The 23,431-nt window shown below is 54.2% G+C and carries 26 protein-coding genes; 8 read left to right on the plus strand and 18 right to left on the minus strand.

Features of this window, described 5'->3' with window-relative positions:
• Nucleotides 1-34: 34 nt before the first annotated feature.
• Nucleotides 35-1,075: a fatty acid desaturase gene (locus tag Q4544_RS12715; protein ID WP_303506830.1), complete on the minus strand. Its 1,041-nt coding sequence runs from the start codon at nt 1,073-1,075 to the stop codon at nt 35-37.
• 209 nt (nt 1,076-1,284) lie between these two features.
• On the minus strand, nt 1,285-3,594 hold the full coding sequence (locus tag Q4544_RS12720; protein WP_303506832.1) for a DNA topoisomerase IV subunit A: 2,310 nt from the start codon (nt 3,592-3,594) through the stop codon (nt 1,285-1,287).
• A 157-nt stretch (nt 3,595-3,751) separates the two neighbouring features.
• Between Q4544_RS12720 and Q4544_RS12725 the strand changes: the two genes are divergently transcribed.
• The 6 genes from Q4544_RS12725 to Q4544_RS12750 all read left to right on the plus strand — a co-directional run bounded on the left by Q4544_RS12725 (nt 3,752) and on the right by Q4544_RS12750 (nt 7,949).
• Nucleotides 3,752-4,339, plus strand: coding sequence for an SH3 domain-containing protein (locus Q4544_RS12725; protein WP_303506834.1), 588 nt, complete (start codon nt 3,752-3,754; stop codon nt 4,337-4,339).
• 60 nt (nt 4,340-4,399) lie between these two features.
• Nucleotides 4,400-5,230, plus strand: a complete 831-nt coding sequence (locus tag Q4544_RS12730; protein WP_303506836.1) for an SDR family NAD(P)-dependent oxidoreductase — start codon at nt 4,400-4,402, stop codon at nt 5,228-5,230.
• 71 nt (nt 5,231-5,301) lie between these two features.
• On the plus strand, nt 5,302-5,505 hold the full coding sequence (locus tag Q4544_RS12735) for a twin transmembrane helix small protein (RefSeq protein WP_303506838.1): 204 nt from the start codon (nt 5,302-5,304) through the stop codon (nt 5,503-5,505).
• Between the two features lies 1 nt (nt 5,506).
• A complete protein-coding gene (locus tag Q4544_RS12740; RefSeq protein WP_303506840.1) occupies nt 5,507-6,079 on the plus strand; it encodes a cob(I)yrinic acid a,c-diamide adenosyltransferase in 573 nt (190 codons plus the stop codon).
• A gap of 182 nt (nt 6,080-6,261) precedes the next feature.
• Nucleotides 6,262-7,020, plus strand: coding sequence for an electron transfer flavoprotein subunit beta/FixA family protein (locus Q4544_RS12745; RefSeq protein WP_303506842.1), 759 nt, complete (start codon nt 6,262-6,264; stop codon nt 7,018-7,020).
• Entirely contained in the window at nt 7,020-7,949 is a 930-nt protein-coding gene (locus tag Q4544_RS12750; RefSeq protein ID WP_303506843.1) for an electron transfer flavoprotein subunit alpha/FixB family protein, read from the plus strand. Before Q4544_RS12745 ends, Q4544_RS12750 begins: the two co-directional genes overlap by 1 nt.
• 66 nt (nt 7,950-8,015) lie before the next feature.
• On the opposite strand, the gene Q4544_RS12755 is transcribed toward Q4544_RS12750, so the two are convergent.
• Entirely contained in the window at nt 8,016-8,870 is an 855-nt protein-coding gene (locus Q4544_RS12755; RefSeq protein WP_303506845.1) for a DUF6473 family protein, read from the minus strand.
• A gap of 160 nt (nt 8,871-9,030) precedes the next feature.
• Here Q4544_RS12755 and Q4544_RS12760 point away from each other — a divergent pair, with 160 nt between their 5' ends.
• Nucleotides 9,031-9,906 carry a 3-hydroxybutyryl-CoA dehydrogenase gene (locus tag Q4544_RS12760; RefSeq protein WP_303506846.1) on the plus strand — a complete coding sequence of 292 codons (876 nt, stop codon included), beginning with the start codon at nt 9,031-9,033 and terminating at the stop codon, nt 9,904-9,906.
• Here the strand turns inward: Q4544_RS12760 and Q4544_RS12765 are convergent.
• The 7 genes from Q4544_RS12765 to Q4544_RS12795 are packed head-to-tail and all read right to left on the minus strand — an operon-like array spanning nt 9,903 to nt 15,330.
• Complete coding sequence (locus tag Q4544_RS12765) at nt 9,903-10,790, minus strand: lysophospholipid acyltransferase family protein (protein WP_303506847.1); 888 nt, start codon at nt 10,788-10,790, stop codon at nt 9,903-9,905. The two genes, Q4544_RS12760 and Q4544_RS12765, sit on opposite strands and share 4 nt — an antisense overlap.
• Nucleotides 10,791-10,841: 51 nt before the next feature.
• Entirely contained in the window at nt 10,842-11,120 is a 279-nt protein-coding gene (locus tag Q4544_RS12770; protein ID WP_303506848.1) for an HPr family phosphocarrier protein, read from the minus strand.
• A 7-nt stretch (nt 11,121-11,127) separates the two neighbouring features.
• A complete protein-coding gene (locus tag Q4544_RS12775) occupies nt 11,128-11,520 on the minus strand; it encodes a PTS sugar transporter subunit IIA (RefSeq protein ID WP_303506849.1) in 393 nt (130 codons plus the stop codon).
• Nucleotides 11,517-12,443, minus strand: coding sequence for an RNase adapter RapZ (gene rapZ / locus Q4544_RS12780; RefSeq protein ID WP_303506850.1), 927 nt, complete (start codon nt 12,441-12,443; stop codon nt 11,517-11,519). Before rapZ ends, Q4544_RS12775 begins: the two co-directional genes overlap by 4 nt.
• Nucleotides 12,444-12,445: 2 nt before the next feature.
• Nucleotides 12,446-12,865, minus strand: coding sequence for an HPr kinase/phosphorylase (locus tag Q4544_RS12785; RefSeq protein WP_303506851.1), 420 nt, complete (start codon nt 12,863-12,865; stop codon nt 12,446-12,448).
• 57 nt (nt 12,866-12,922) lie between these two features.
• Nucleotides 12,923-14,593 carry a sensor histidine kinase gene (locus Q4544_RS12790; protein ID WP_303506852.1) on the minus strand — a complete coding sequence of 557 codons (1,671 nt, stop codon included), beginning with the start codon at nt 14,591-14,593 and terminating at the stop codon, nt 12,923-12,925.
• Between the two features lie 32 nt (nt 14,594-14,625).
• Nucleotides 14,626-15,330 (minus strand): response regulator transcription factor, encoded by a 705-nt coding sequence (locus Q4544_RS12795; protein ID WP_303506853.1) that lies wholly within the window; start codon nt 15,328-15,330, stop codon nt 14,626-14,628.
• Between the two features lie 348 nt (nt 15,331-15,678).
• Here Q4544_RS12795 and Q4544_RS12800 point away from each other — a divergent pair, with 348 nt between their 5' ends.
• Nucleotides 15,679-17,277 carry a phosphoenolpyruvate carboxykinase gene (locus Q4544_RS12800; RefSeq protein ID WP_303506854.1) on the plus strand — a complete coding sequence of 533 codons (1,599 nt, stop codon included), beginning with the start codon at nt 15,679-15,681 and terminating at the stop codon, nt 17,275-17,277.
• Between the two features lie 80 nt (nt 17,278-17,357).
• On the opposite strand, the gene Q4544_RS12805 is transcribed toward Q4544_RS12800, so the two are convergent.
• From Q4544_RS12805 to Q4544_RS12840, 8 genes are read right to left on the minus strand one after another with little or no spacing between them, the layout of a single operon-like run.
• On the minus strand, nt 17,358-18,098 hold the full coding sequence (locus Q4544_RS12805; protein WP_303506855.1) for an ABC transporter permease: 741 nt from the start codon (nt 18,096-18,098) through the stop codon (nt 17,358-17,360).
• Nucleotides 18,095-18,748, minus strand: a complete 654-nt coding sequence (locus Q4544_RS12810) for a TenA family protein (protein WP_303506856.1) — start codon at nt 18,746-18,748, stop codon at nt 18,095-18,097. The genes Q4544_RS12805 and Q4544_RS12810 overlap by 4 nt, the downstream gene beginning before the upstream one ends.
• Nucleotides 18,748-19,470, minus strand: a complete 723-nt coding sequence (locus Q4544_RS12815) for an ABC transporter ATP-binding protein (RefSeq protein ID WP_303506857.1) — start codon at nt 19,468-19,470, stop codon at nt 18,748-18,750. Before Q4544_RS12815 ends, Q4544_RS12810 begins: the two co-directional genes overlap by 1 nt.
• On the minus strand, nt 19,467-20,138 hold the full coding sequence (gene tenA, locus Q4544_RS12820) for a thiaminase II (RefSeq protein WP_303506858.1): 672 nt from the start codon (nt 20,136-20,138) through the stop codon (nt 19,467-19,469). Before tenA ends, Q4544_RS12815 begins: the two co-directional genes overlap by 4 nt.
• A 2-nt stretch (nt 20,139-20,140) precedes the next feature.
• Nucleotides 20,141-21,061, minus strand: a complete 921-nt coding sequence (locus Q4544_RS12825; RefSeq protein WP_407063046.1) for an ABC transporter substrate-binding protein — start codon at nt 21,059-21,061, stop codon at nt 20,141-20,143.
• A 36-nt stretch (nt 21,062-21,097) separates the two neighbouring features.
• On the minus strand, nt 21,098-22,066 hold the full coding sequence (locus tag Q4544_RS12830) for a HesA/MoeB/ThiF family protein (protein WP_303506861.1): 969 nt from the start codon (nt 22,064-22,066) through the stop codon (nt 21,098-21,100).
• Nucleotides 22,063-22,659, minus strand: coding sequence for a thiamine phosphate synthase (locus Q4544_RS12835; protein WP_303506862.1), 597 nt, complete (start codon nt 22,657-22,659; stop codon nt 22,063-22,065). The genes Q4544_RS12830 and Q4544_RS12835 overlap by 4 nt, the downstream gene beginning before the upstream one ends.
• On the minus strand, nt 22,656-23,429 hold the full coding sequence (locus Q4544_RS12840; RefSeq protein ID WP_303506863.1) for a thiazole synthase: 774 nt from the start codon (nt 23,427-23,429) through the stop codon (nt 22,656-22,658). The genes Q4544_RS12835 and Q4544_RS12840 overlap by 4 nt, the downstream gene beginning before the upstream one ends.
• Nucleotides 23,430-23,431 lie beyond the last annotated feature (2 nt).

The raw sequence follows: 23,431 nt of genomic DNA on the forward strand, positions 1-23,431 counted from the left end.
TCCGGCGGTGTTTTAATGACGTTTTGCTTGTCGATCAGCTTGGTGTGAGCAGCGGCTTGGCTTGTGCAAAGGACAGCAGGCGTTTGGAGTTTTCGTCCCACAAATGCAGCCGTGCGTTGGCGAAGCTTTCGCCGATGGTCATTTGGTTGCCTTCGGCCAGCTCTGGATTGTCGCGCAGCACTTCGGGCAGGCGATAGAACGGGATTCGGCTGTATAGGTGGTGAACATGGTGAATGCCGATGTTTGCACTGAGCCATTGTAGGACCGGAGGCAGCACGTAGTGCGAGCTGCCGTGCAGCGCGGCTTCGTGCAATTGCCAGTTCTCGTCGTTGTCCCAATAGGTCTCTTCGAATTGGTGTTGCACGTAGAACAGCCACATACCTGCGGTCGCGGCCAGAATGGTGGTTGGCAAAAAAATCAGCAGGATTGGCATGATGCCGCCAAAGTAGAGGATCGCCAGCAAGGCCGCGAAGAGCACGATGTTGGTGCCCATCGCGCTGACCCAATAGCGAGCGTGCTGTGTAAGGCCCAATGGCAGGCGGTTTTGCAGCAAGAATAGATAGCTAGGGCCAAATCCAAATAGGATAATCGGGTTGCGATAGACCCGGTACATCAACCGTTGAAATCCGCTAAGCGCTTGATATTCAGCCACTGTTTTGGTGTGAATGTCACCGATGCCACGGCGGCCCAGATTGCCAGAGCTGCTGTGGTGAATGGAATGCGAACGGCGCCAAACGTCGTAGGGAGTGAGTGTTAGAACACCCAGCCCGCGACCAAGCCAATCGGCGGCGGTGCGGCTGCTAAAAAAGGCACCATGTCCGCAATCATGTTGGATGGCAAAGAGGCGCAGCAGGAAGGCTGCGTTCACGGTGGCCAGACCAAGGGTCAGCCAATAGCTGACACTAAGTGACAGCCAAGCCAAGGTCCACAACGCAACAAACGGCCCTATGGTCACCACAAGCTCAAAGATGCTACGCGACGCGCTGGCATCGCGGTAACCCGCTAGGACTTTGACCCACTCTTTTGCGGATTTTGCGTCTGAGGTGATCTCAGAGGTGTCAGTTTGATCGAACATATGCCTGCTTTTTATCTGTGTTGCCTGACGTCCTATACGACAAATGCATCGTTGAACATGCTGGTTCTCTCAGTATTTCGTGAAATTCGACCTTGGAAACGGCTTGGTATTCCTGACGAGATCGTCGGCAGGGAACAGCGGACGTCGCCGTTCCAGCGCCTGAGTAAAGAAAAATGACCCGACGCATCGTGCACCGGGTCATCTTAATATCAGTTGAATTTATTGTCTCTTGGGAAACCTCGTGGGGCCATCCGCCCTGCTCCAGCACGCTTGCCTGTCCACTCGGCAAGCTCGGTTTCGGTGCGCGTTCGTCCGGCTGGGTCTTTCCAGCTTAGGCCTGCTTCCATCACAAATGTCGTGGCGTCACTTAGCCCGCCATCTTTGTATTTCTGCAAACGCACACCTTTGCCGCGCGCCATTTCTGGCAATTCGTCGATGTCAAACACCAGCACCTTGCGGTTTTCCCCCACACAGGCCACTGCGTTGCCAAAGACCGGCTTACAGATCAGCGCTTTGGTGTCACCACGCACGTTCAGAACCTGTTTCCCTGTTCGGGTTTGCGCGAGCACTTCGTTTTCGGCCACAACAAAACCGTCACCTGCAGAAGAGGCGACAAGCAGTTTGCGGTCGGCCTCGTGGGTGAAGATATCGAGGATCTCGGCCTCGTTTGGCAGATCGACCATCAAGCGCAGTGGCTCACCCATGCCGCGCCCGCCAGGAAGGTTGGCCGCAGAGAGGGTGTAGAACCGTCCGTTTGTGCCAAAGACCAACAGACGATCCGTGGTTTCCGCGTGGAAGATGAACTTTGGCCCGTCGCCATCTTTGAACTTTAGCTCGCGGGTCAGGTCGATATGGCCTGACATCGCCCGGATCCAGCCCATTTGCGAACAGACAACTGTGATCGGCTCTTTGTCGATCATGGCTTCGATTGGCACGTCTTCGACTTCGCCCGCTTCGGCGAATTGAGTGCGGCGCGCGCCGCCGTCGAAATCTTTGCCAAACTTCTTTTTGGTCTCTTTTAGCTGTTCGCCGATCTTAGACCATTGCAACCCATCGCTGGCGAGCAAATCTTCAAGGCCTGCGCGCTCTTCCATCAGGGCGTCACGCTCTTTGACCAGTTCGATCTCTTCCAAACGACGCAAGCTGCGCAGACGCATGTTCAGGATGGCTTCGGCCTGAACCTCGGTCAGCTCGCCCTCGCCCTTGGCAGGCAGCGGCGAGACATAATCGTCTTCGGACATGGCGCGTACGAAATCGCCGCCCCATTCCTGTGCCATCAAGGCCTGTTTTGGTGCGTCGTCATAGCGGATGATGTCAATCACGCGATCCAAGTTCAGGAAGGCGATGATGAAACCTTCTAAGACCTCTAAGCGGTGATCAATCTTTTCAACGCGGTGCTCAGAGCGGCGTTTTAGAACTTCGCGGCGGTGATCCAAGAAGGCTTGCAGCACTTCTTTCATGCTGCAGACTTTTGGCGTAACGCCATCAATCAACACGTTCATGTTCAGGCTGAACCGCACCTCAAGGTCACTGTTGCGGTACATCATGTTCATCAGAACTTCGGGTTCGACGTTCTTTGAGCGTGGCTCAAGGATCACCCGGATGTCATCGGCTGATTCATCGCGGATATCCGCGAGAATTGGCACCTTTTTCACCTGGATCAGTTCAGCGATCTTTTCGATCAGCTTGGATTTTTGAACCTGATACGGGATCTCGGTGACAACGATCTGCCATTGACCACGGCCAAGGTCTTCGACCTCCCACTTACAGCGCAGGCGGAAAGAGCCGCGGCCGGTGCGATAGGCGTTCGCGATATTCTCTTTGGGTTCCACAATCACGCCGCCGGTCGGGAAATCCGGGCCGGGCACGTAATTCAGCAGCGTATCATCCCGCACGTCTGGCGTTTTGATCAGATGCAGACAGGCATCCACCAGTTCCGCGATGTTATGTGGCGGTATGTTGGTTGCCATGCCCACCGCAATCCCGGCGGCCCCATTGGCCAGCAAGGTTGGGAATTCGGACGGCAACACAACCGGCTCTGTCAGGCGGCCATCGTAGTTGTCGCGGAAATCTACGGCATTTTCATCCAGACCGTTCAGCATGGCCTCGGCGACAAAGGTCATCCGGGCTTCTGTATATCGAGAGGCCGCTGGGTTATCGCCATCAATGTTGCCAAAGTTACCCTGACCATCGACCAGCGGATAGCGCACGTTGAAATCCTGCGCCAAACGCGCCATCGCGTCGTAAATCGCCGCGTCCCCATGCGGGTGGAAATCCCCCATGGTGTCACCGGAAATCTTGGCCGACTTCAGGAACTTTCCGTTCGACGCCAATTTCAACCGACTCATCGCATACAAGATTCGGCGGTGAACAGGCTTTAGCCCGTCCCGCGCATCGGGCAGGGCCCGGTGCATAATCGTGCTTAAAGCATAGGTTAGATAGCGGTCACCAATGGCACGGCGCAGGGTCTCATTAACCTCATGCGACGGAACAGCATCTTCATCAACAATATCATTCATATGAAAGTGATACAGGCCCGTCTATTTCCCGACAAGCGAGGTTACGGGGAAAACTTCTGATTTTTTCCGCCAGACCGCCAAAGTCTAAACGCAGTATAGTCAATTTGTGATGTTCAACGGCGTATGAGTCGCCAGCGAATATGTGGGAGTTGGGTAAGTGGTAAAGTATATCGTATTGTCATTCCTCTTTATGGGGTGGGCGTTTTATGAGTTGAGCGGCGGGTCCGATTTTGATCCGGCAGCACAGAAACTGTCGGAACCTACGCCCGCCGCTGCAAACCCAGCGGCTGCCGCTGACGTGACCGTTGCCGAACTTGCCCCAGCGCAAGAGCCAGCATCTGCTGCGACAACATTTGCTCCACAACAAGACGATGCTGTTGTGACTTTGGCCTCTTCTGTGCCAACCACACGTTTGGTCGGCGCGCCGAAACCAACGCCAACGGCGGAACGCACCAAGCTTGGCCCATCCGAAACGGTGGCGCGGGCTGATACCTCTGCGACCAAGCCTGTGTTTAGCTTGGCCCAAGAGTCTGCAGGCAGCATTGATTTTCGCATTGTCACCGGCACACGTGTGAATATGCGAAATGGTCCGGGCACGGATTATTCTGTGATCGCGACCTTGGTGCAAGATTCCCAAGTTGAAGTGCTGCAAGACCCCGGTCTTGGTTGGGTGAAACTGCAAGTTCTGGAGTCTGGTCGCATTGGCTGGATGTCCGCAAAGCTTTTGGCAAAAATCGACGAGTAATTCGATTGCCCCTTAGCCCTGCCCCGGCATAGGCTGCGCTAAAAGCAGCGGCAGGCGAACATGACACAGAAATCCATTCTTATTACGGGATGCTCTTCGGGCATCGGCTATCACGCGGCCCTTGGGCTAAAGGCCGATGGCTGGCGCGTCTTTGCCTCTTGTCGCAAAGAAGAGGATTGCCAAAAGATGCGCGCCTTGGGTTTCGAAAGCCCGCGCATTGACTATCAAGACACGCAAAGCATCACCGAGGGTTTGGCCAGCGTATTAGCGGCTACTGGCGGCACATTGGACGCGCTGTTTAACAACGGCGCCTTTGCCATCCCCGGCGCGGTTGAGGATTTGCCAACAGATGCGCTGCGCTCTGTGTTTGAGGCAAATGTTTTTGGCTGGCACGAGTTGACCCGCCAAACGATCCCCGTGATGCGCGCCCAAGGTCATGGGCGGATTATCAACAACTCTTCTGTTCTGGGGTTTGTACCCGCGCGTTGGCGCGGTGCCTATGTCACCACGAAATACGCGTTAGAAGGATTAACCGATGTGCTGCGCATCGAAATGCGCGACACGCCTATTCATATCATTCTGGTGGAACCCGGCCCGGTTACGTCCAAAATTCGCGTCAATTCCATTCCGCATTTTGAAAAGTGGATCAACTGGAAGGATTCGCCCCGTGCAAAGCAATACCAATCCAGTCTGCTAAAGCGCCTGTATGAAAGCCGCGGTCCTGATCCGTTTGAATTGGCGCCCGAAGCCGTGACGCGGAAATTGCGCCACGCGCTGTCGTCCGGCCGCCCGCGCCCACGCTATTATGTGACCACCCCAACCTATCTGATGGGGGCCTTGCGTCGACTTTTCCCGACCCGCGCGTTAGATTGGTTAATCGCCAAAGGCTAACGCGGCATTTTCGCCCCTCGTCTTTTGGAATTCAAACGCTATCTAGGGCATAAGACCAAAAGGAATGTCCCATGTTGCAAGACCCTCTGTTTATCGTGGCCGCCATCGCCTCTGTCGCTGTTCTGATCATCTTGATGGTCGGCATTGGTGGCTTTGCTAAGGGCGGGGAGTTTAACCGGAAGTACGCGAATAAAATCATGCGCCTGCGCATCGCGGCACAGTTCGTGGCTGTTCTGCTGATCCTTGCCTTTGTTTTGCTACGTAACGGAGGCTGATATGGTCGTTCTAAACAAAATCTACACCCGCACCGGCGACAAGGGGACCACTGCCCTTGGCAATGGGGATCGCGTTGCCAAACACGACGCCCGTGTGAATGCATATGGCACATCTGACGAGCTGAACGCCTTTGTTGGTGTCGCCCGTTTGGCGGCATCGGGTGATATGGATGATCTGCTGGCACTGATCCAAAACGATCTATTCGACCTTGGCGCTGACCTGTGTCGCCCTGATTTGGCCAGCGATGCGACTGCGGAATACCCGCCCCTGCGCATGGTCGAGGCTCAAGTCAAACGGCTCGAATCCGAAATCGACGCAATGAACGCCGATCTGGAACCGCTACGCAGCTTTATCCTGCCGGGTGGCTCTGCGCTTGCGGCACATCTGCATGTTTGCCGTACCGTTGCCCGCCGTGCCGAGCGCCTTGCGACTGATCTATCCACAGATGCCGAAGTGAACCCGCATGTGATCACCTATCTTAATCGCCTGTCAGATTGGTTCTTTGTCGCTGCCCGGATCGCCAATGAAAACGGCACCACAGATGTGCTTTGGGTGCCTGGCGCAAACCGCTAACTGTTAGCGGCACCACCAAACTTTTCGCCAGTGAACACGAAATATTCTGAAAAAACGCGACGTCCTGACGCCACATTGTGACGATTTTCGCCTGTTTCTGCCCCGCCTGAACGGCTATCAAAGCCCAGAGAGCTTTTTGCGCGAGTCGACCACGGCTCGCACCATCTTAGGAGTTTACCGCTATGAAGGTCATCGTACCTGTCAAGCGCGTGATTGACTATAACGTGAAGGTCCGCGTCAAAGCGGACGGCAGCGGTGTTGATCTCGCCAATGTGAAAATGTCTATGAACCCATTCGACGAAATTGCTGTCGAAGAGGCCATTCGTCTGAAAGAAGCAGGCAAGGCTGACGAGGTTGTTGCGGTTTCCATCGGTGTGAAACAGTCACAAGAAACACTGCGCACAGCCCTTGCGATGGGTGCAGATCGCGCGATCCTTGTGGTTGCGGCAGATGACGTGCACCAAGACATCGAGCCACTGGCCGTTGCCAAGATCCTTGCGAAAGTGATCGAAGAAGAGCAGCCAGGTCTGGTGATTGCAGGTAAGCAAGCCATCGACAACGACATGAACGCCACTGGCCAAATGTTGTCTGCGCTACTGGGTTGGTCCCAAGCGACATTCGCATCCGAAGTCGACATCGAAGGTGACAACGCAAAAGTCACACGCGAAGTAGACGGCGGTTTGCAAACCATCTCTGTCAAATTGCCAGCGATCGTCACCGCTGACCTGCGTTTGAACGAGCCGCGCTATGCGTCTTTGCCAAACATTATGAAAGCCAAGAAAAAGCCGCTGGACGAAAAGACCGCTGCTGATCTGGGCGTTGACGTGACCCCACGCTTGCAGGTTGTCAAAACCGAAGAGCCAGCGACACGTTCCGCAGGTATCATCGTGGGCTCTGTTGATGAGCTTGTAGAGAAACTTAAAGAAGCGGGGGCTGTATAATGGCTGTACTTCTTCTAGCTGAAGTCACCGCTGGTGAACTGGCACTGGACGCAACTGCAAAAGCTGTGACCGCTGCAAAGGCACTCGGCGACGTAACCGTTTTGGCCGCTGGCGCAACTGCAGCTGCAGCAGGCGAAGCTGCTGCGAAAATCGACGGCGTGTCCAAAGTATTGGTTGCCGAAGACGCATCCTTGGGTCACCGTCTTGCGGAACCAACGGCTGCGTTGATCGTTTCCCTAGCAGGCGACTATGATCACATCATTGCCCCGGCAACCACTGACGCGAAAAACATCCTGCCCCGCGTGGCGGCATTGTTGGACGTAATGGTTATCTCTGAAGTGACCGCCATCGTAGACGGCGACACATTCGAGCGCCCTGTTTACGCCGGTAACGCGATCCAAACTGTGAAATCCACCGACGCGAAAAAAGTCATGACCATCCGGACATCGACCTTTGACGCAGCGGGCGAAGGCGGCGCGGCTTCTGTTGACACCATCGGTGCCGCAGAAAACCCAGGTCTGTCTGAATGGGTCGAAGACAAGGTTGCTGAATCTGATCGTCCAGAACTGACATCTGCGGGTGTTGTTGTGTCTGGTGGTCGTGGTGTTGGTTCCGAAGAAGACTTTGCGATCATCTCTGCATTGGCTGACAAACTGGGTGCCGCTGTTGGCGCATCCCGTGCCGCGGTTGACTCGGGCTATGCCCCGAACGACTGGCAAGTTGGTCAGACCGGCAAAGTGGTTGCTCCGGACCTTTACATCGCTGTTGGTATCTCCGGCGCGATCCAGCATTTGGCTGGTATGAAAGACTCCAAAATCATCGTCGCGATCAACAAAGACGAAGAAGCACCGATCTTCCAAGTTGCAGACTTTGGTCTGGTTGCTGACCTGTTCGAAGCAGTGCCCGCACTGACTGAAAAACTCGGTTAAACGAATCGTACGTTTCAAGCGCTGAAACGTACGAATTTCCAGATTTAGTGATTGTTAAGGGCCCGTTCAGACGGGCCTTTTTCTTTGCGATTTAGTTAATAGTGGCCCCAATTGGTTAACAAGAACACGCGCCGCTTCTTCATGTGCTAAAGGTCCAAGCATCTGTTTGGCGGCCGGTTTTTCCATAGCGCCATACCGCATTCCAGCAGTGCCCGCGCCCTTGGCAGAGCCGCTAAGCTGCACCTGCGCCACCCCATCAACCAATGGCCTTAAATCCTCGATCATAGTGGCATCCACAAATAGGGGATCATGGCCGATCGCTGATTTGGGCAACTGCAACGGCGGGCTATGTTCGGCAAACCACAGCAGGATTTTGCGCCCCGGGAGCCGATCTAGCAACGTCTTCATCCGGGCGCACCATGCCCCTCTGAGTTCTTCGCGTACAAAAGAAAACCTGTCGCTCGCTTGGTCCGATAGCCCCTTTAGCATGTGGCGCGTAAAGCTAAACTCGCTGAAGTCTACGTCGCGAAACACCGATTGCATTAGGGCCGAGGCCGTCACGAACCGATCATTGCGGCGCGGATGCACGCGGTAAAATCGGTTCGACATATTCTGCGCACCTAGAATTTGGACCACCGTCACTTCGGCCCCTGCGGCGGCGGCCAGCACGTCAGAATCGTGTAAAAACACATCTAAGCCCGCGTTCACACAGCCGAAATTCACGCATGGCACACCTAGCGATTGTTCGACCAAATTGGGAAACGGCGACTGTATGAACTTACCATATGTCTCTGTCCCACCCAAAAATGCGATATAGCGGCCTTTTAGTTCCCTCTTAGGACCACGAAAGTTAATGCGCGACGCCCCGTACCGGCACGGACGATAATCCAATGCACGGTGTTCTCTGTCCGTAATAGACATTTCACCCACCTAAATTTTACTCACCCATTCAGGAATTTGGGCGATTCCCGTTGCGAAAAACTTAAGGTGCGAATTTTGATAAACTTGTATGGGCCTGCAGCTCTTGTGAAAGCCCTGCTACCCCGCGTAAAGTCCGGCTAGAGGCAAGAGGATCAGACAAATGGAAATCAAATCAGTTGGCGTCATCGGCGCAGGACAAATGGGTAATGGTATTGCTCATGTCATGTCTCTGGCAGGCTATAACGTTGTTTTGAATGACATTTCTCAGGACAGCCTTGATGCTGCTGTTGGACGGATTGATAAGAATATGGAACGTCAGGTCGGCCGTGAATTGATCACTGCGGACGACAAACATGTGGCGATGTCGCGTATTTCTACGACGCTTGCGCAGGCCGAAGTGGGTCAAACTGACCTGATTATCGAAGCCGCGACCGAAAACGAGCAAATTAAGTATAAAATTTTCGAAGGTCTTTTGCCGCATATTCAGCCGCATACGATCCTGACCTCAAACACCTCTTCTATTTCGATCACGCGCCTTGCCAGCCGTACAGATCGCCCAGAAAAGTTCATGGGCTTTCACTTTATGAACCCAGTTCCGCTGATGAAACTGGTAGAGCTGATCCGCGGCATTGCGACCGATGATGAGACCTATCAGACCTGTCTGGGTATCGTTGAGAAGCTAGATAAAACCGCAGCCTCTGCCGAAGATTTCCCGGCCTTTATCGTGAACCGGATCTTGATCCCAATGATTAACGAAGCCTGCTACACCCTATACGAGGGCGTGGGCAACGTCGCGTCGATCGACAACGCCATGAAGCTTGGCGCGAACCACCCAATGGGCCCGCTGGAACTTGCTGATTTTATTGGATTAGACACCTGCTTGGCGATCATGAACGTGCTGCATGACGGTCTGGCCGATACGAAGTATCGCCCCTGCCCCTTGCTGACCAAATATGTTGAAGCTGGCTGGTTGGGGCGCAAATCTAAACGTGGATTTTATGACTATCGCGGCGAGACGCCTGTCCCGACGCGTTAAGTCGCGTCAGGATTGTTGGGCAAATTTAGCGTATGATCCCGAAGCCACGCCATAAAGCCGCGTGGATCAGAATGCAGCATCGCCATTTGCTCATCCGTTAGTGGTTTACCGATGACAGGTTTTTGTGGGCGATTGCAGGTCTTTACAATCTCGCGCAACAAAAGGCCCTGCCGCAAGGTCGCAGAGATGCGGTTGGCGATTTGGTACATGCGTGTGTTTTCACCCGGGTAGAAAATAGGCACAACACGCGCGCCTGAGCGGCGGATCATCTGCGCGGTAAATACATTCCATTCACGTTCATGCACGGGGCCAAACATGGTGTCAGAAGAGGCAACAACCCCAGATGGGAACAACGCCACGACGCCGCCATCCTTGAGATAAGACATTGCTTTTGAACGCATCTCGACCATTTTGCGTTGCGCATCAGGGTCATGTGGAAACGGTACGGGGATCATGAAAGATGTCGCGGCCTCGTCCAGCCCGGTCAAAACAGAGCGGGTCAGAATACGGTAATCTTCGCGCACGCGGCCAATCAACTCTGCGAAAACCATTCCATCAACCAAACCATGCGGATGGTTGGCCACAACGACCACAGGGCCGTCTTGAGGGATATTTTCGATCTGCTCTTGTGGGGTTTCCAGCGTCACGCCCATGACGCCCAGAGCGCCTTTCCAGAAGGCCTGACCACGGTGGTCGGCATTCATGCGCTCAAACTTATTAACCATACGAATAATCGGGATCTTACCGGTAAACCATTCAATGGTTTTGATGATGGTAGATGTCCAATTGTTATCAAAAGAATGCGCGTAGGTTAACGTACGGCGGTCGTACGTTTCACCCTCTTCTTCAGAGGAGCCCTTAACTTGCGAAGACTTATCCAACACGCTCAACTTCCTGCCCGGTACACAAAACTCTGAAAGCCCTTTGAGGGCCTATCAGAAGCCTTCTCCGAACTTATCCGCGACCAATGTCTCAATCGCATCTGCTAGCGCCCCAGCATCAGGACCATTGGTACGAATCTCTATCTCCGTACCTCGTGACGCTGCAAGCATCAGCAATCCCATAATACTGTCACCGCCCGCACTCAACCCATCCTTGGAAACTTCTGCCGTGGCGTCATATCCTTCGACGACTTCGACCAGCTTTGCGGATGCCCGTGCATGCAAGCCTTTTTCGTTCACGATTTTCAGGATACGTAGATTGGTATCTGGCATGAATTCATTAGTCCGTTTTGATATTCTGGCTGTCTATGTATTTTCGCCCCGCATCCAGTGCCACACGCACTGCATCCGGCACGGAAAGATGCCTACTTTTGGCCAGTTTTATCAACATCGGAAGGTTCGCGCCATAGACGATACGGCGATTTTCGGGTGCGCAGGCCCTTAGGGACAAATTGCTGGGAGATCCGCCGAACATATCGGTTACGACGACAACGCCATCACCCTGATCAACGGCGTTTGCAGCAACACAAATCTCGTCTTGCTTAGAGCCACGGTCGCAATCGGCTTTGATGGTTATGGCGCGGATGCCTTTTTGGGTGCCGACAACATGTTCGACCGCCAACAAATATTCATGCGCCAGCCCACCATGGGCCACGATAACGATTCCGATCACGCTTTTGCTACTCCGCTACCAGCATTGCTGGACCCAGACACGCTCCTCCCTTCGTGTCGATCCATTTCGCGATGCCTAATTGACACCCGCCAGCCTTGTTGCGCAAGGGCCTCTGCCAGTTTTTCTGTCACAAAAACCGAGCGGTGTTGCCCCCCAGTACATCCAAAGCCAATGCTGAGGTGTGCTTTGCCTTCGTCGCGATACGCCGGAAGGAGAAACTCCATAAAATCATTCAACTTTTGCAGGAAAGTCGCGAATCTCTTGTCTTGGCTGACGTAGTCGGCGACAGCCGAATGTCGGCCATCAAATTCACGCAATGCAGGCTCCCAATAAGGGTTCCGCAGAAAGCGGCAATCGTGAACCATATCTAAGCCCTGAGGCAAGCCGCGTTTGTAGCTGAAGCTGGTCAAGGTGATGGCTAGAAACTTGCCCCCACCAGTCTTGGAGAATTGGCGGCCAAGCGCGTCCCGTAACCCATGAACGGTTAGTTCAGATGTATCTATCAAGGCATCAGCGCGGTCACGAAGGGGCACCAAAATCTCTTTTTCACGGTCGATGCCAACAATCGCGCTTTCGCTGGGTGCCATCGGGTGCCGACGGCGCGTTTCGCTATATCGGCGCTGCAAGATTTCGCGATTGCAGTCGAGGAACAAAAGCTCTGGATCCTGCGCATCAAGGCGTTCAAGCAGGTCCAACAACGCTTGCGGTGAAAAATCGCGATTTCGCGTATCCAAGCCCAATGCGAGTGGTCGCTGCAAGGGCTGGCCCACAAACAGCCGTTCCACCAAGCCTAAGGGCAGATTATCAATCGCTTCAAAGCCCAAATCCTCGAGTGATTTAATCGCAGTGGAGCGCCCGGCACCAGAAGGGCCAGTGATGAGAACCAGTCGATGTTTCGGCGGCGAAGAAGGGGCTTGTGTCATATTTATTCGCTTCGTCCATGTGACAGATATTGCAGTATTGCAGGAGCGAAATGTGGGTGCGGTACATTAAATAGCAAGGGAAGCGTAACCCCAAATCGCGCGATTGTGTGCCACTGTGGCAGTCGGTGGTCTTCGGTCTGATCCAGGTCAATCACCAGTTTCACCGGTGTTTCTGGCGCCGGATCTGCATTGAGAATACCAACGCCCCGCGCCTCTATCTTGCCCTTGATTGCATCTGGAGCGGAGGCGATCAGGGTATCGCCCTTTAGTAAGAGTTGCGTTTGGTCGTCTGCGACGAGCTGCGCGCCTCTGCTCATTAGCTCCAATGCCAGAGTGGACTTGCCGCTGCCGGATGCACCTAGGATCAAGGCGGCTTTACCTTGCAGGGCAACACAGGAAGCATGGACGGTGATTGGATGCAAAAGGCCGCCTCCTTTCGGGGACGGCCTTTGTGATTCAGGAATTGGCTTCGGCATTTCTTAGATTGGCAAACCTACGACGAAACGTGCGCCGAGTGGTTCAGACGTAATATCCGCCTCTGTCGGACGAATGTTTTCCGCCCAGATCACACCGCCATGGGCTTCTACGATTTGCTTGGAAATCGCGAGGCCGAGGCCGGAGTTATTGCCAAAGTCATGCTCAGGGCGTTCTGAATAGAAGCGGTTGAAGATTTTATTCAACGCCTGATCAGGAATGCCCGGACCGGTGTCTTCGACGACAACAAGAACGCGGTTTTGACGTTTACGCACCCAAACGCGGATCGCGTCGCCATCTTCGCAGAAGCTGATCGCGTTCGTGATCAGGTTCACAAAGACCTGTGCAAGGCGTGCCTCGAGGCCCGTAATCTCAATCGGTTTACCCGGAAGGTCAGAGATAAAGTCGATGCCTTTTACCTTTGCGTCCTCGCCAAGGTATTGCGTGAGGTTGCCGATCATGTTGACGAGGTTGAAGAGTTCCTCGTCTTCTTTGACCAGCTCTGCGTCCAACCGGGATGCGTTTGAAATGTCGCTGACAAGACGGTCCAAGCGGCGCACGTCATGTTCGATGACGTCCAACAGCTTTTCCCGGTGATCTTCGCGCTTCACCATACGCAATGAACCGACGGCCGACCGTAGGCTGGCGAGTGGGTTCTTGATTTCATGTGCAACGTCGGCTGCGAACTGTTCGTTGTTGTCGATCCGTTCGTACAATGCGCCAACCATGCCACGCAGCGCGCTGCTGAGGCGGCCAATTTCGTCTGGGCGTGCTGTCAGATCAGGGATGCGAACTCGCCCCGGATTGACTTGCCGCGCATCACGGTCACGACCAATTTCCGCCGCCGCCGCAAGATCGCTGAGAGGGTTGGAAATGGTAGAGGCCAACACAACAGAAAGCCCAACAGAGATGACAATCGCCACGAGGAACATCTGTAACACGCGTTCGCGTTGCTCGCGTACCAAGGCATCAACCTCGCCCGCTGCGCTGGTCATCACAACGACACCCACGGCGCGACCGGCTTGTTCAAGAACCGAGGCTGCCGCGAAGATCGTTTCATCATTCGCATTGCTTAGGGTGACAAAGGATGTCTCGCCGTTCAGCGCGCGTTCCGCGAAAGCAGCGATTTCTGCATCTAAGGCTGCATCCCCTTCGGCAGTGCTTGTTTCGCTTTTGCCACCGAATATGCTGCCCAATCCACTGAGAGCATCGGTTAATGGCGTAGACCGTTCATTTGTTTGGTCGACAGCGGCACCGTTATTCACCGCAATCAAATTACCAGCTGTGTCGATCACTTGGACCTGAGTGCCCGCCCGCAAAGGAAGCTTTGTGAGGGTTGCCTCGACATCGACACCGTCGCCGGTGATCAGGTTCACTGGCGCACCTGCTGGCATCTGCACTTCTATGGCGCCGTCAATCAACTGTGCTTCGGAACGCAGGCTTTCACTGCGTTGATCCACAAAGTTTGCACGCGCGGAATTCAGATACAGAATTCCGGCAACCATGAAGCATAAAGCGATCAGATTGAATGTTATGATTTTCCGCGCCAGTGGGGACCGGCTTAACGGCGTCAGGCGGCGACGTTCGCGACGCCCCCGCATTTCCCGTTCAACAGTAGATTCTGGTGCGACCCAGTCGTCCCCAAGGACGACATCGCCTTCTCGCCCTTGCGACATGCTGCCTGCACTTATGTTTTCGGCTAACGCCATTACTCTTCGTTATACCTATATCCGATGCCATACAGCGTCTCAATCGCGGAGAATTCTGAGTCCGCTGTGCGCATCTTTTTGCGCAAACGTTTAATGTGGCTATCGATTGTCCGGTCATCCACATAGACCTGATCGTCGTAAGCGACATCCATCAGCTGATCACGTGACTTAACAAAACCAGGACGCTGCGCGAGCGCTTGAAGCAGAAGGAATTCGGTTACTGTCAAAGTAACGTCTTTGCCTTTCCAGCTTACAGAGTGGCGCAGCGGGTCCATCGTAAGTTCGCCGCGTTCCATAATTTTGGTGTCTTCAGTATCGCCCGCAACGATTGTGCCATTCTGTGCCTCTTGGCGGCGCAGCAATGCACGGATGCGTTCAACGAGCAGACGCTGGCTAAATGGTTTTTTGACGTAGTCGTCAGCACCCATCCGTAGGCCAAGCACTTCGTCGATCTCATCATCCTTGGATGTGAGAAAGATCACTGGCATTGATGTCTTCTGACGCAAGCGTTGCAGAAGGTCCATGCCGTCCATGCGGGGCATCTTAATGTCCAGCACAGCCATATCGGGGAGTTTGCGGTTAAACGCGTCCAGTGCCTGCTGGCCATCGTTATAGGTTTCAACTTCGAAACCCTCCGCCTCAAGAGTCATGGAGACTGACGTCAGGATATTCCTGTCGTCGTCCACCAAAGCGATCTTGGACATTGGTAAATTCCTTTATACTGCTCTTATTGCTATTTTTTCGTCCATTATGCGCCGTTTTTCGCCGATCAATCAATCCCAAACAGCGAATCACACCGTTAGCGCACTCATTTTTTCCAGAAATGCTTAACCGGGCGCTAATCTGCAACACCTTGGTTCGATTGTTTCAATTCGTTTGCGTTAACATGCATTTGATTGCGCTAACGACCCGAAAGCGCCCTATTCAAGCTCAGAAAGCCCGTGTTAATAGCCCATTTATCGGCCATGCTTATGTGACCGTACAGGCTTGGGTGAGACCCCCAAGTTTGGATTAAGGACCGCCGCACCAGCGCGGCTACAGGAGTTAGAATAATGACATTTGGACGGGTAAACCCGCAGTTCCGCCTCGAAGATCAAGGAATCGAAGGTCTGGGAAATGTCTATTACAACTACATGGAGCCAGCGCTCGTAGAGACAGCGCTCAAGAACGGCGAAGGAACACTTGGTAACGGTGGCGCCTTCCTAACAACGACTGGGAAATTCACTGGTCGTTCGCCGAAAGACAAATTTGTTGTGAAAACAGATAGTGTCAAAGACACGATCTGGTGGGAAAACAACGCGCCAATGACCCCAGAAGGGTTTGACGCACTTTACGAAGACATGCTCGCCCATATGAAGGGCAAGGATTACCACGTGCAGGATTTGGTTGGTGGTGCGGATCCGCGTCACTCTATCAATGTGCGCATGGTGACCGAGCTTGCGTGGCATGGCCTGTTCATCCGCACAATGCTGCGTCGCCCGGATCGCGAAGATCTGGACGATTTCGTTTCCGATTTCACAGTCATCAACTGCCCAAGCTTCTCTGCTGATCCGGCAAAGCACGGCTGCCGCACAGAAACTGTGATTGCATTGAACTTTGATCGTAAGATGATCCTGATTGGCGGCACAGAGTACGCAGGCGAAAACAAGAAATCTGTTTTCTCTTTGCTGAACTACTTGCTTCCTGAAAAAGGCATCATGCCGATGCACTGCTCTGCCAATCACGCCAAAGGCAATCCAGTGGACACTGCTGTGTTCTTTGGTCTGTCTGGTACAGGCAAAACCACGCTCTCTGCTGACCCTGATCGTATCTTGATCGGCGATGACGAGCACGGCTGGTCTGATCAAGGTACTTTCAACTTCGAGGGCGGTTGCTACGCGAAAACGATCAATCTGAACCCAGAAGCAGAGCCAGAGATCTACGCGACAACAACCAAGTTCGGCACAGTCATCGAAAACATGGTGTTCGACGAAGAAACCAAGGAATTGGATTTCGAAGACGACAGCCTGACAGCCAACATGCGTTGTGCCTACCCGCTGCACTATATTTCGAATGCGTCTGAAACTGCGATTGGCGGTCACCCAAAGAACATCATTATGCTGACATGTGATGCCTTTGGTGTTCTTCCTCCGATCTCTCGTTTGACACCTGCGCAAGCGATGTATCACTTCCTATCGGGCTTTACGTCCAAGGTTGCTGGCACAGAGCGTGGCGTTACTGAGCCTGAGCCAACATTCTCTACCTGCTTTGGTGCGCCGTTCATGCCGCGCCGCCCAGAAGTGTATGGCAACTTGCTACGTGAAAAGATCGCGAAGCACGGTGCGACTTGCTGGTTGGTGAATACTGGTTGGACTGGTGGCGCGTATGGCACTGGCTCTCGTATGCCGATCAAGGCTACACGCGCCTTGTTGACCGCTGCACTGGACGGTTCGCTGGCAACATCTGAGTTCCGCAAAGACCCGAACTTTGGTTTCGAAGTTCCTGTCACTGTGCCGGGCGTTGCAGAGGTTCTGCTAGACCCACGTCGCACATGGGACGACAAAGCAGCCTATGACGCGCAGGCGGCGAAGCTGGTTCAGATGTTCTCTGACAACTTTGAGCAATACGTTCCTTACATCGACAACGATGTAAAAGCGGCAGCTATCGGTTAAGCCAGCTACATACTAATATGAAAACCCCGGATCATGTGATCCGGGGTTTTCTTTTTGTGCAGATAATAATGTTTGGCGGTCTAAGCTTGGTCGCGATCCAAAAACTTTCGGCAGAACATGTCGGTTGCGGCATGCAGACACATCGTCAGGATGGCCAAGACGATCAAACTAGCGAACATCAAGTCAATTTTGGCGCGGCCATTGGCCAATAGCATCAAGTAGCCAAGCCCTTTGCTGGCCCCCACCCATTCACCAATGATGGCCCCAATGGGCGCGTAGACAGCGGCGAGCCGTAGGCCAGACGCAAAGCCCGGCAAAGCCGCAGGAATGCGGATGTGCCACATGATCCGGCGACCAGAGGCCCCCATGACCCGCGCGAGGCCCACCCAATCTTGATTGGTCCGCATAAGCGCATCAAAGAACGATGAGGTGACAGGGAAATAGATGATGATCAAAGCCATCGCGACTTTGGACCACAGCCCGTACCCCAACCAGAGCGTCAGAATAGGAGCCAAGGCAAAGACCGGGATCGCCTGACTAAACACCAGCATTGGGCGCACGAGCGCACGTGCCACTGGGGACGCCGCCAAACCAATGGCCGACAATCCGCCAAGCACGGCCCCCAAGAACAAGCCGATTAGGACCTCGGAAAGCGTGATTAGAGCATTATCAAAAATAGTGACACGGCTCTTCCAAAGCGTTTCAACGACCAGACCGGGACCGGGCAGAATGAATTTGGGCAGGTCACCGATCCAAACGATCGCCTGCCAAATCGCAACGCCCAAAAACGCCGAAGCTATGCCCGCGCGCCAACCGGTCATTTTACAACTGGAAACCCAGCCCAAGCCGCATCAAAGAAGCTGCGTTCGCGACGGGTGGCTTCTTGGAAGAAATCCTCGACCATATCGCGTTGAACTTGATCAAGTGTCTCCCAAACTTTGTCGAGCTGCCCGCGCAGATATTCGACGACGCCCTGAAACCCTTCGCCCGCATGCAAGGTGATCCATTCACCCAGCCAAAACGGTAAGTCATCAGCTTTGTCTTCAAATGGTGTGGCCCAATCCAGATAAACCCATTCAGCGACACAAAGGACAGCCAACATAATTTCATAGCGGCCAGATAAGCGGGCTTCTTCCATTAGGATTTGGAAGTTACGTGTTGCTGGTTCTGCCTCGGCATGAGCTGATACGTTCAATGCTTCGAAGCTGCGCAGGAAGTACGTGTTTTCCGGCCCGGTAACGACACCCAAGAATTGGGCAGCAGGCACACTATCGGCCAAGGTCGGGGCGTGGGCGATGGCTGTCGCCAAGAGCCGTACAAACTGGTCCACGAACAAGTAATCTTGCTGCAAGTAGCCAGCCATCTTTTCCGCAGATAACGAGCCATCTGCAAGGGCGTCGGTAAAAGGGTGCTTCGTGGCAATGAGCCAATTTTCCCCAGTTAGGGATTTCAAATGATCTGTCGCGCGCATTAGTTGTCCTCTCTTAATCTTGCTAAAAGGCTTGCTTGGACGCGCAATGCCTCTGGGTCTTCAACTGAACGCGGCACCGCAGCTGTTGGCGGCGTTACGTCTTCAATTCCATGTTCTGTCATTACGTGAATGACATGGCCTAATCGCGCTGCTTCTGCCGGATCATGCGTGACCAGCAAAACGGTACGACCGTCTAATACTTCGGCGGTGAGTTCCTGCATACGTGAACGCGTCTTTGCGTCCAGTGCTGAAAACGGTTCGTCCAGCAGAACAACTGGGCGATCCTCCATCAATGTTCGCGCAAGAGCGACACGCTGCCTTTGCCCGCCCGAAAGCTCGGCAGGTTTGCGTGCGGCCTTATCTGAAAGGCCGACACGCTCTAATACTTTGGCGACTTTGGCAGGGTCCGGCGTTTCAGCGCGCAGCTTTGCACCAAGTGCTACGTTTTCAGACACGGTCAGCCACGGCAAAAGCAAATCGCTTTGTGCCATTAGGGCGATCCGCCCCTCTAGCGCGCCGTCAGACGCGCCATACTCGCCCTCGAAATCAACGTGTTCGCCTAGACCCGCAAACAGCTTGAGCACCGTGGATTTCCCTACGCCGCTAGAGCCAAGCAAACAGGTCCACTGCCCCGCCACAACGTTAAGCGAGAGGCCTTCAAAGATTGAAACATCGTCAATCTCTGCACGCCCGCGCATATATAGTGACGGAGCTTTGGTCATGGTTTTAAACCCATATCCCAAAAGCCGACTTCTAACTTTGTCGCCATATCAAAGCGCTTGCATAGATGCGCCCAGCGCGGGCTGGCTTCTGGATCATCCCCCAAACGCCGCTTTACGGCCGCGTCGATCAATGCCCCAACATCATTGCAGACATCTTGATATTCTGTGCTGCCGTAGGTGCCGATCCATTCGGCATACGGTGTCTCGCCAGCTTCGGCCAAAAGCCGTGCGCCGATTTCACCGTAGCCCATGACACAGGGTGCCAAGGCGGCCAGCAGATCAAGGAAATCACCGGAATGGCCCGCGTCCAACACGTAGCGTGTATATGCGAGGTTTTCAGGGCGTTCTTCGGCGGCAAAAAGCTCTGCTTCGGAAATCCCGGCTTCGGCACAGGTCTTCACGTGCAGCGAGATCTCTTCGTTGATCAGCGCATTCACGGTGCCCGCACATAGGCGCATTTCTTCGACGGTTTCGGCTTTGGTCACAGCCAACGCCCAAGCGCGAGAGAAATGGATCAGGAATACATAATCCTGCACGAGGTAGTGCAAGAAGGCTTCGCGCGGGAGTGAGCCGTCTTTGAGGCCTCGCACAAAGGAATGGTCTACATAGGCGGGCCAGTTCTGGCCCGCCGCTGCCCGCCAAAGCGGAAATGTATTACCGTAAGGCATCGTTATTGAGCGCCCAGGTCGATCGCCAGTTCAGATACAGGGCGTGTGCCCTCTACCAATTTGGCGTCTGCTAGGAATTGCTCGAAACGGACATAACGACCTTCGTCCAGTGCTTCTGGGCGCAGAGCGAAACGTGGCAATGTGTCTGCCCATGCTTTTTCGTTCAACTCGTCCTGAAGTTCTGCAGAGGTGCCAGAGAAGATTTCCCAGCTCTCTTGAGGGTGGTTCACGATGTACTGTGTCGCCAGTTCAGTTGCGCGCAGGAAGCGACGTGTTTTGTCGACATCCATTTTGTCTTTGTTCGCAACGTAGATCAGCTCGTCATATGTCGGCACACCTTCTTCTTCAATGTAGAAGCATTTGCCTTCGACGCCTTCGATTTCCATCTGATTCAGTTCAAAGTTCCGGTACGCACCCAGAACCGCATCAACCTGACCGGACATCAAAGATGGGGACAAAGACCAGTTCACATTCACCAGCTCGATGTCATCCATGGTTAGGCCATGTGTTTTAAGGATGGTGCCAAGCAGCGCTTCTTCAACACCCGCAACAGAGAAGCCAACTTTGCCACCTTTAAGGTCTGCGATTTCTTTGATTGGGCCGTCTTTTAAAACCAACAAGCAGTTCAACGGTGTCGCAACCAAGGTACCAACGCGCACAAGTGGCAGGCCTTCAGCAACCTGCAAGTGCAGCTGTGGCTGATAGGATACTGCGAGTTCAGCTTGACCAGCTGCTACCAACTTTGGCGGGTCAGATGGGTCTGCCGGTGCAACGATTTCAACTTCTAGGCCCTGGTCAGCAAAGAAGCCCTTTTCTTGTGCTACGATGATTGGACCGTGGTCAGGGTTGATGAACCAATCCAGCAGAACGGTCATTTTGTCGGCTGCAAATGCCGGTGTTGCGGTCATAAAGGCCGCTGCCATAAGTAGTTTTTTCACGCTTTTTCTCCTGTTAATCCCTCACCCATCGCCTAAGGCAACAAGTGCTATGTCTCCGTCCCAGACCTGCGCCAATCGCTCAGCGGCTTGCCACGCCCGAAGGCCTGACTTGCATGCCAAAACGGCACGTTGTGTGCCTTCGGGCTTGGGTCCGTTTTCTCCGAAATCCGTTACGACATGGCGCAATGCGCCGTCTAATGCTGGGCCAGCTTCGTCAGCGGCTCGCAAGTCGATCAAGAAATCTGAATTCGTAATATTGTCTGATGCGATAAAGCGATGGCCGCCCATCGGCTCTGGTGCTTTGCCAAAGCGGAACCCGCCAAAGCGCATGGCCACTGCATCGTAGCTGACAAGTTGTCCCAGAGGCGAAGGATCGATGCCCGTTAGGACAGCAATCGCCATCTGCGCCTGCAAGCCGCCGATCACACCGACTGAGGGGCCAAGAACGCCGTCTGCGTCGCAGCTACCTAAGCGATCTGGCAAATCTGGGAACACGGCGCGCAGGCTTGGGCTTCCGCCGCAGAAGCCGCCGCAATATCCTTCGGTGCCGACAACGGACGCGCTGATCAAAGGCAGGCGTGCACCGAGGCAATGATCGCTTGCGACATAGCTTGCGGCAAAACTGTCAGCACAGTCCAAGACCAGATCAACACCCGCGCAGAACTGAGCTGCGTTACTTGGATCAAACCGGGCGACCCATTGTTCGATATGCGTCTCTGCGTTGAGCTGCTCCATATGCAGCGCTGCAGCCTCGGCCTTTGCGACGCCCACGTCGCTTTCGCGAAACAGCGTTTGGCGATGCAGGTTGGAAAGTTCAACGCGATCCGGGTCGATCAAACGGATATATCCAACACCCGCGCCAACCAAATACTGCAAAACCGGAGCCGCCAAGCCACCCGCGCCAATCACCAGAACCCGCGCTGACCGAAGTCGCGCGTGTCCTTCTGGACCCATCACAGGTACTGCGATTTGGCGGGCATAACGGCTCATGCGCAGGCCTCTAGCCACTCGCGAACGCGCGCTTCTGGATCATCTTTTAACGTGATGTCGGTTACCGCGGCCACAATATCAGCACCAGCGTCAAACGCACCAGCCGACCGTTCCACGGACATTCCACCAATCGCGACCAAAGGCAGATCGCCCATGATCTCTTTCCATTCAGTGAGCTTCTCTAGCCCCTGCTGGTGCCACTTCATCTTTTTCAGGATGGTTGGATAGACAGGGCCCAGCGCGATGTAGTCGGGATTTAATGCCAAAGCGCGATCCAGCTCTTCGCGATCATGGGTCGAAACACCCAGCTTTAGGCCCGCTGCCTTGATTGCGACGACATCTGCGACATCCAAATCTTCTTGGCCCAAATGCAGCCAATCACAACCCAGCTCAATCGCAAGCTGCCAATAGTCATTCACAACCAGTACGGCACCATGTTCATCACACAGTGCTTTGCCTTCTTTCAGTTGCGCCCGGACAACATCCATGGGCTGATCTTTGATCCGTAACTGCACCAATTTCACGCCCAGCGGAAGCGTGCGGCGCAGCCATTCGACATCATCAAAAACGGGATAAAACGGGTGCAAGCTCATTCCAAAAACGCCTTTCCAAGCACAGGAGTAGATGGGGCGGCCATATCACGTGGCTCCATCGGGTCGGCCTGATAGGCCAAGGCGCCGGCCTCTACAGCCATTGCAAAGCCCTTGGCCATTGCGACAGGATCGCCGGCCTTAGCAACTGCGGTGTTTAGCAAAACAGAGTCATAGCCCATTTCGATCGCTTGCGCGGCTTGTGACGGCACACCAAGACCCGCATCCACGACCAAAGGCACATCCGGGAAATGCGCACGCAACGACCGGAGGCCATAGACATTGTTCAATCCAAGACCCGTGCCAATTGGCGCGCCCCAGGGCATAAGAACCTGACAGCCTGCATCAAGCAGTTTGTCACACAGCACCAAGTCCTCTGTGCAGTATGGGAAAACTTGAAACCCATCCTCGGACAGGATGCGCGCGGCTTCGACCAGGCCAAAGACATCTGGCTGCAGCGTGTCTGCATGGCCGATGACTTCGAGTTTGATCCAAGGCGTGTCGAACAATTCGCGGGCCATATGGGCCGTAGTCACGGCCTCGCGCACGGAATGGCAACCGGCCGTGTTTGGCAACAGGGCGACGTCCAGCTCTTTGATCAACTCCCAGAACGCTTGTCCGGCTTTATCCGATCCAGCTTCGCGGCGGACGGATACAGTTGCGATCCCTGCAGCGGATTGGCGAAAGGCATCCGCCAAAATCGCAGGTGATGGATATTGCGCGGTGCCCAGCATCAAGCGCGACTCGATCTCTTTTCCGTAGAACGTTGGCATGG

The organism is Cognatishimia sp. 1_MG-2023 (assembly GCF_030548175.1).
Taxonomy (GTDB): domain Bacteria; phylum Pseudomonadota; class Alphaproteobacteria; order Rhodobacterales; family Rhodobacteraceae; genus Cognatishimia.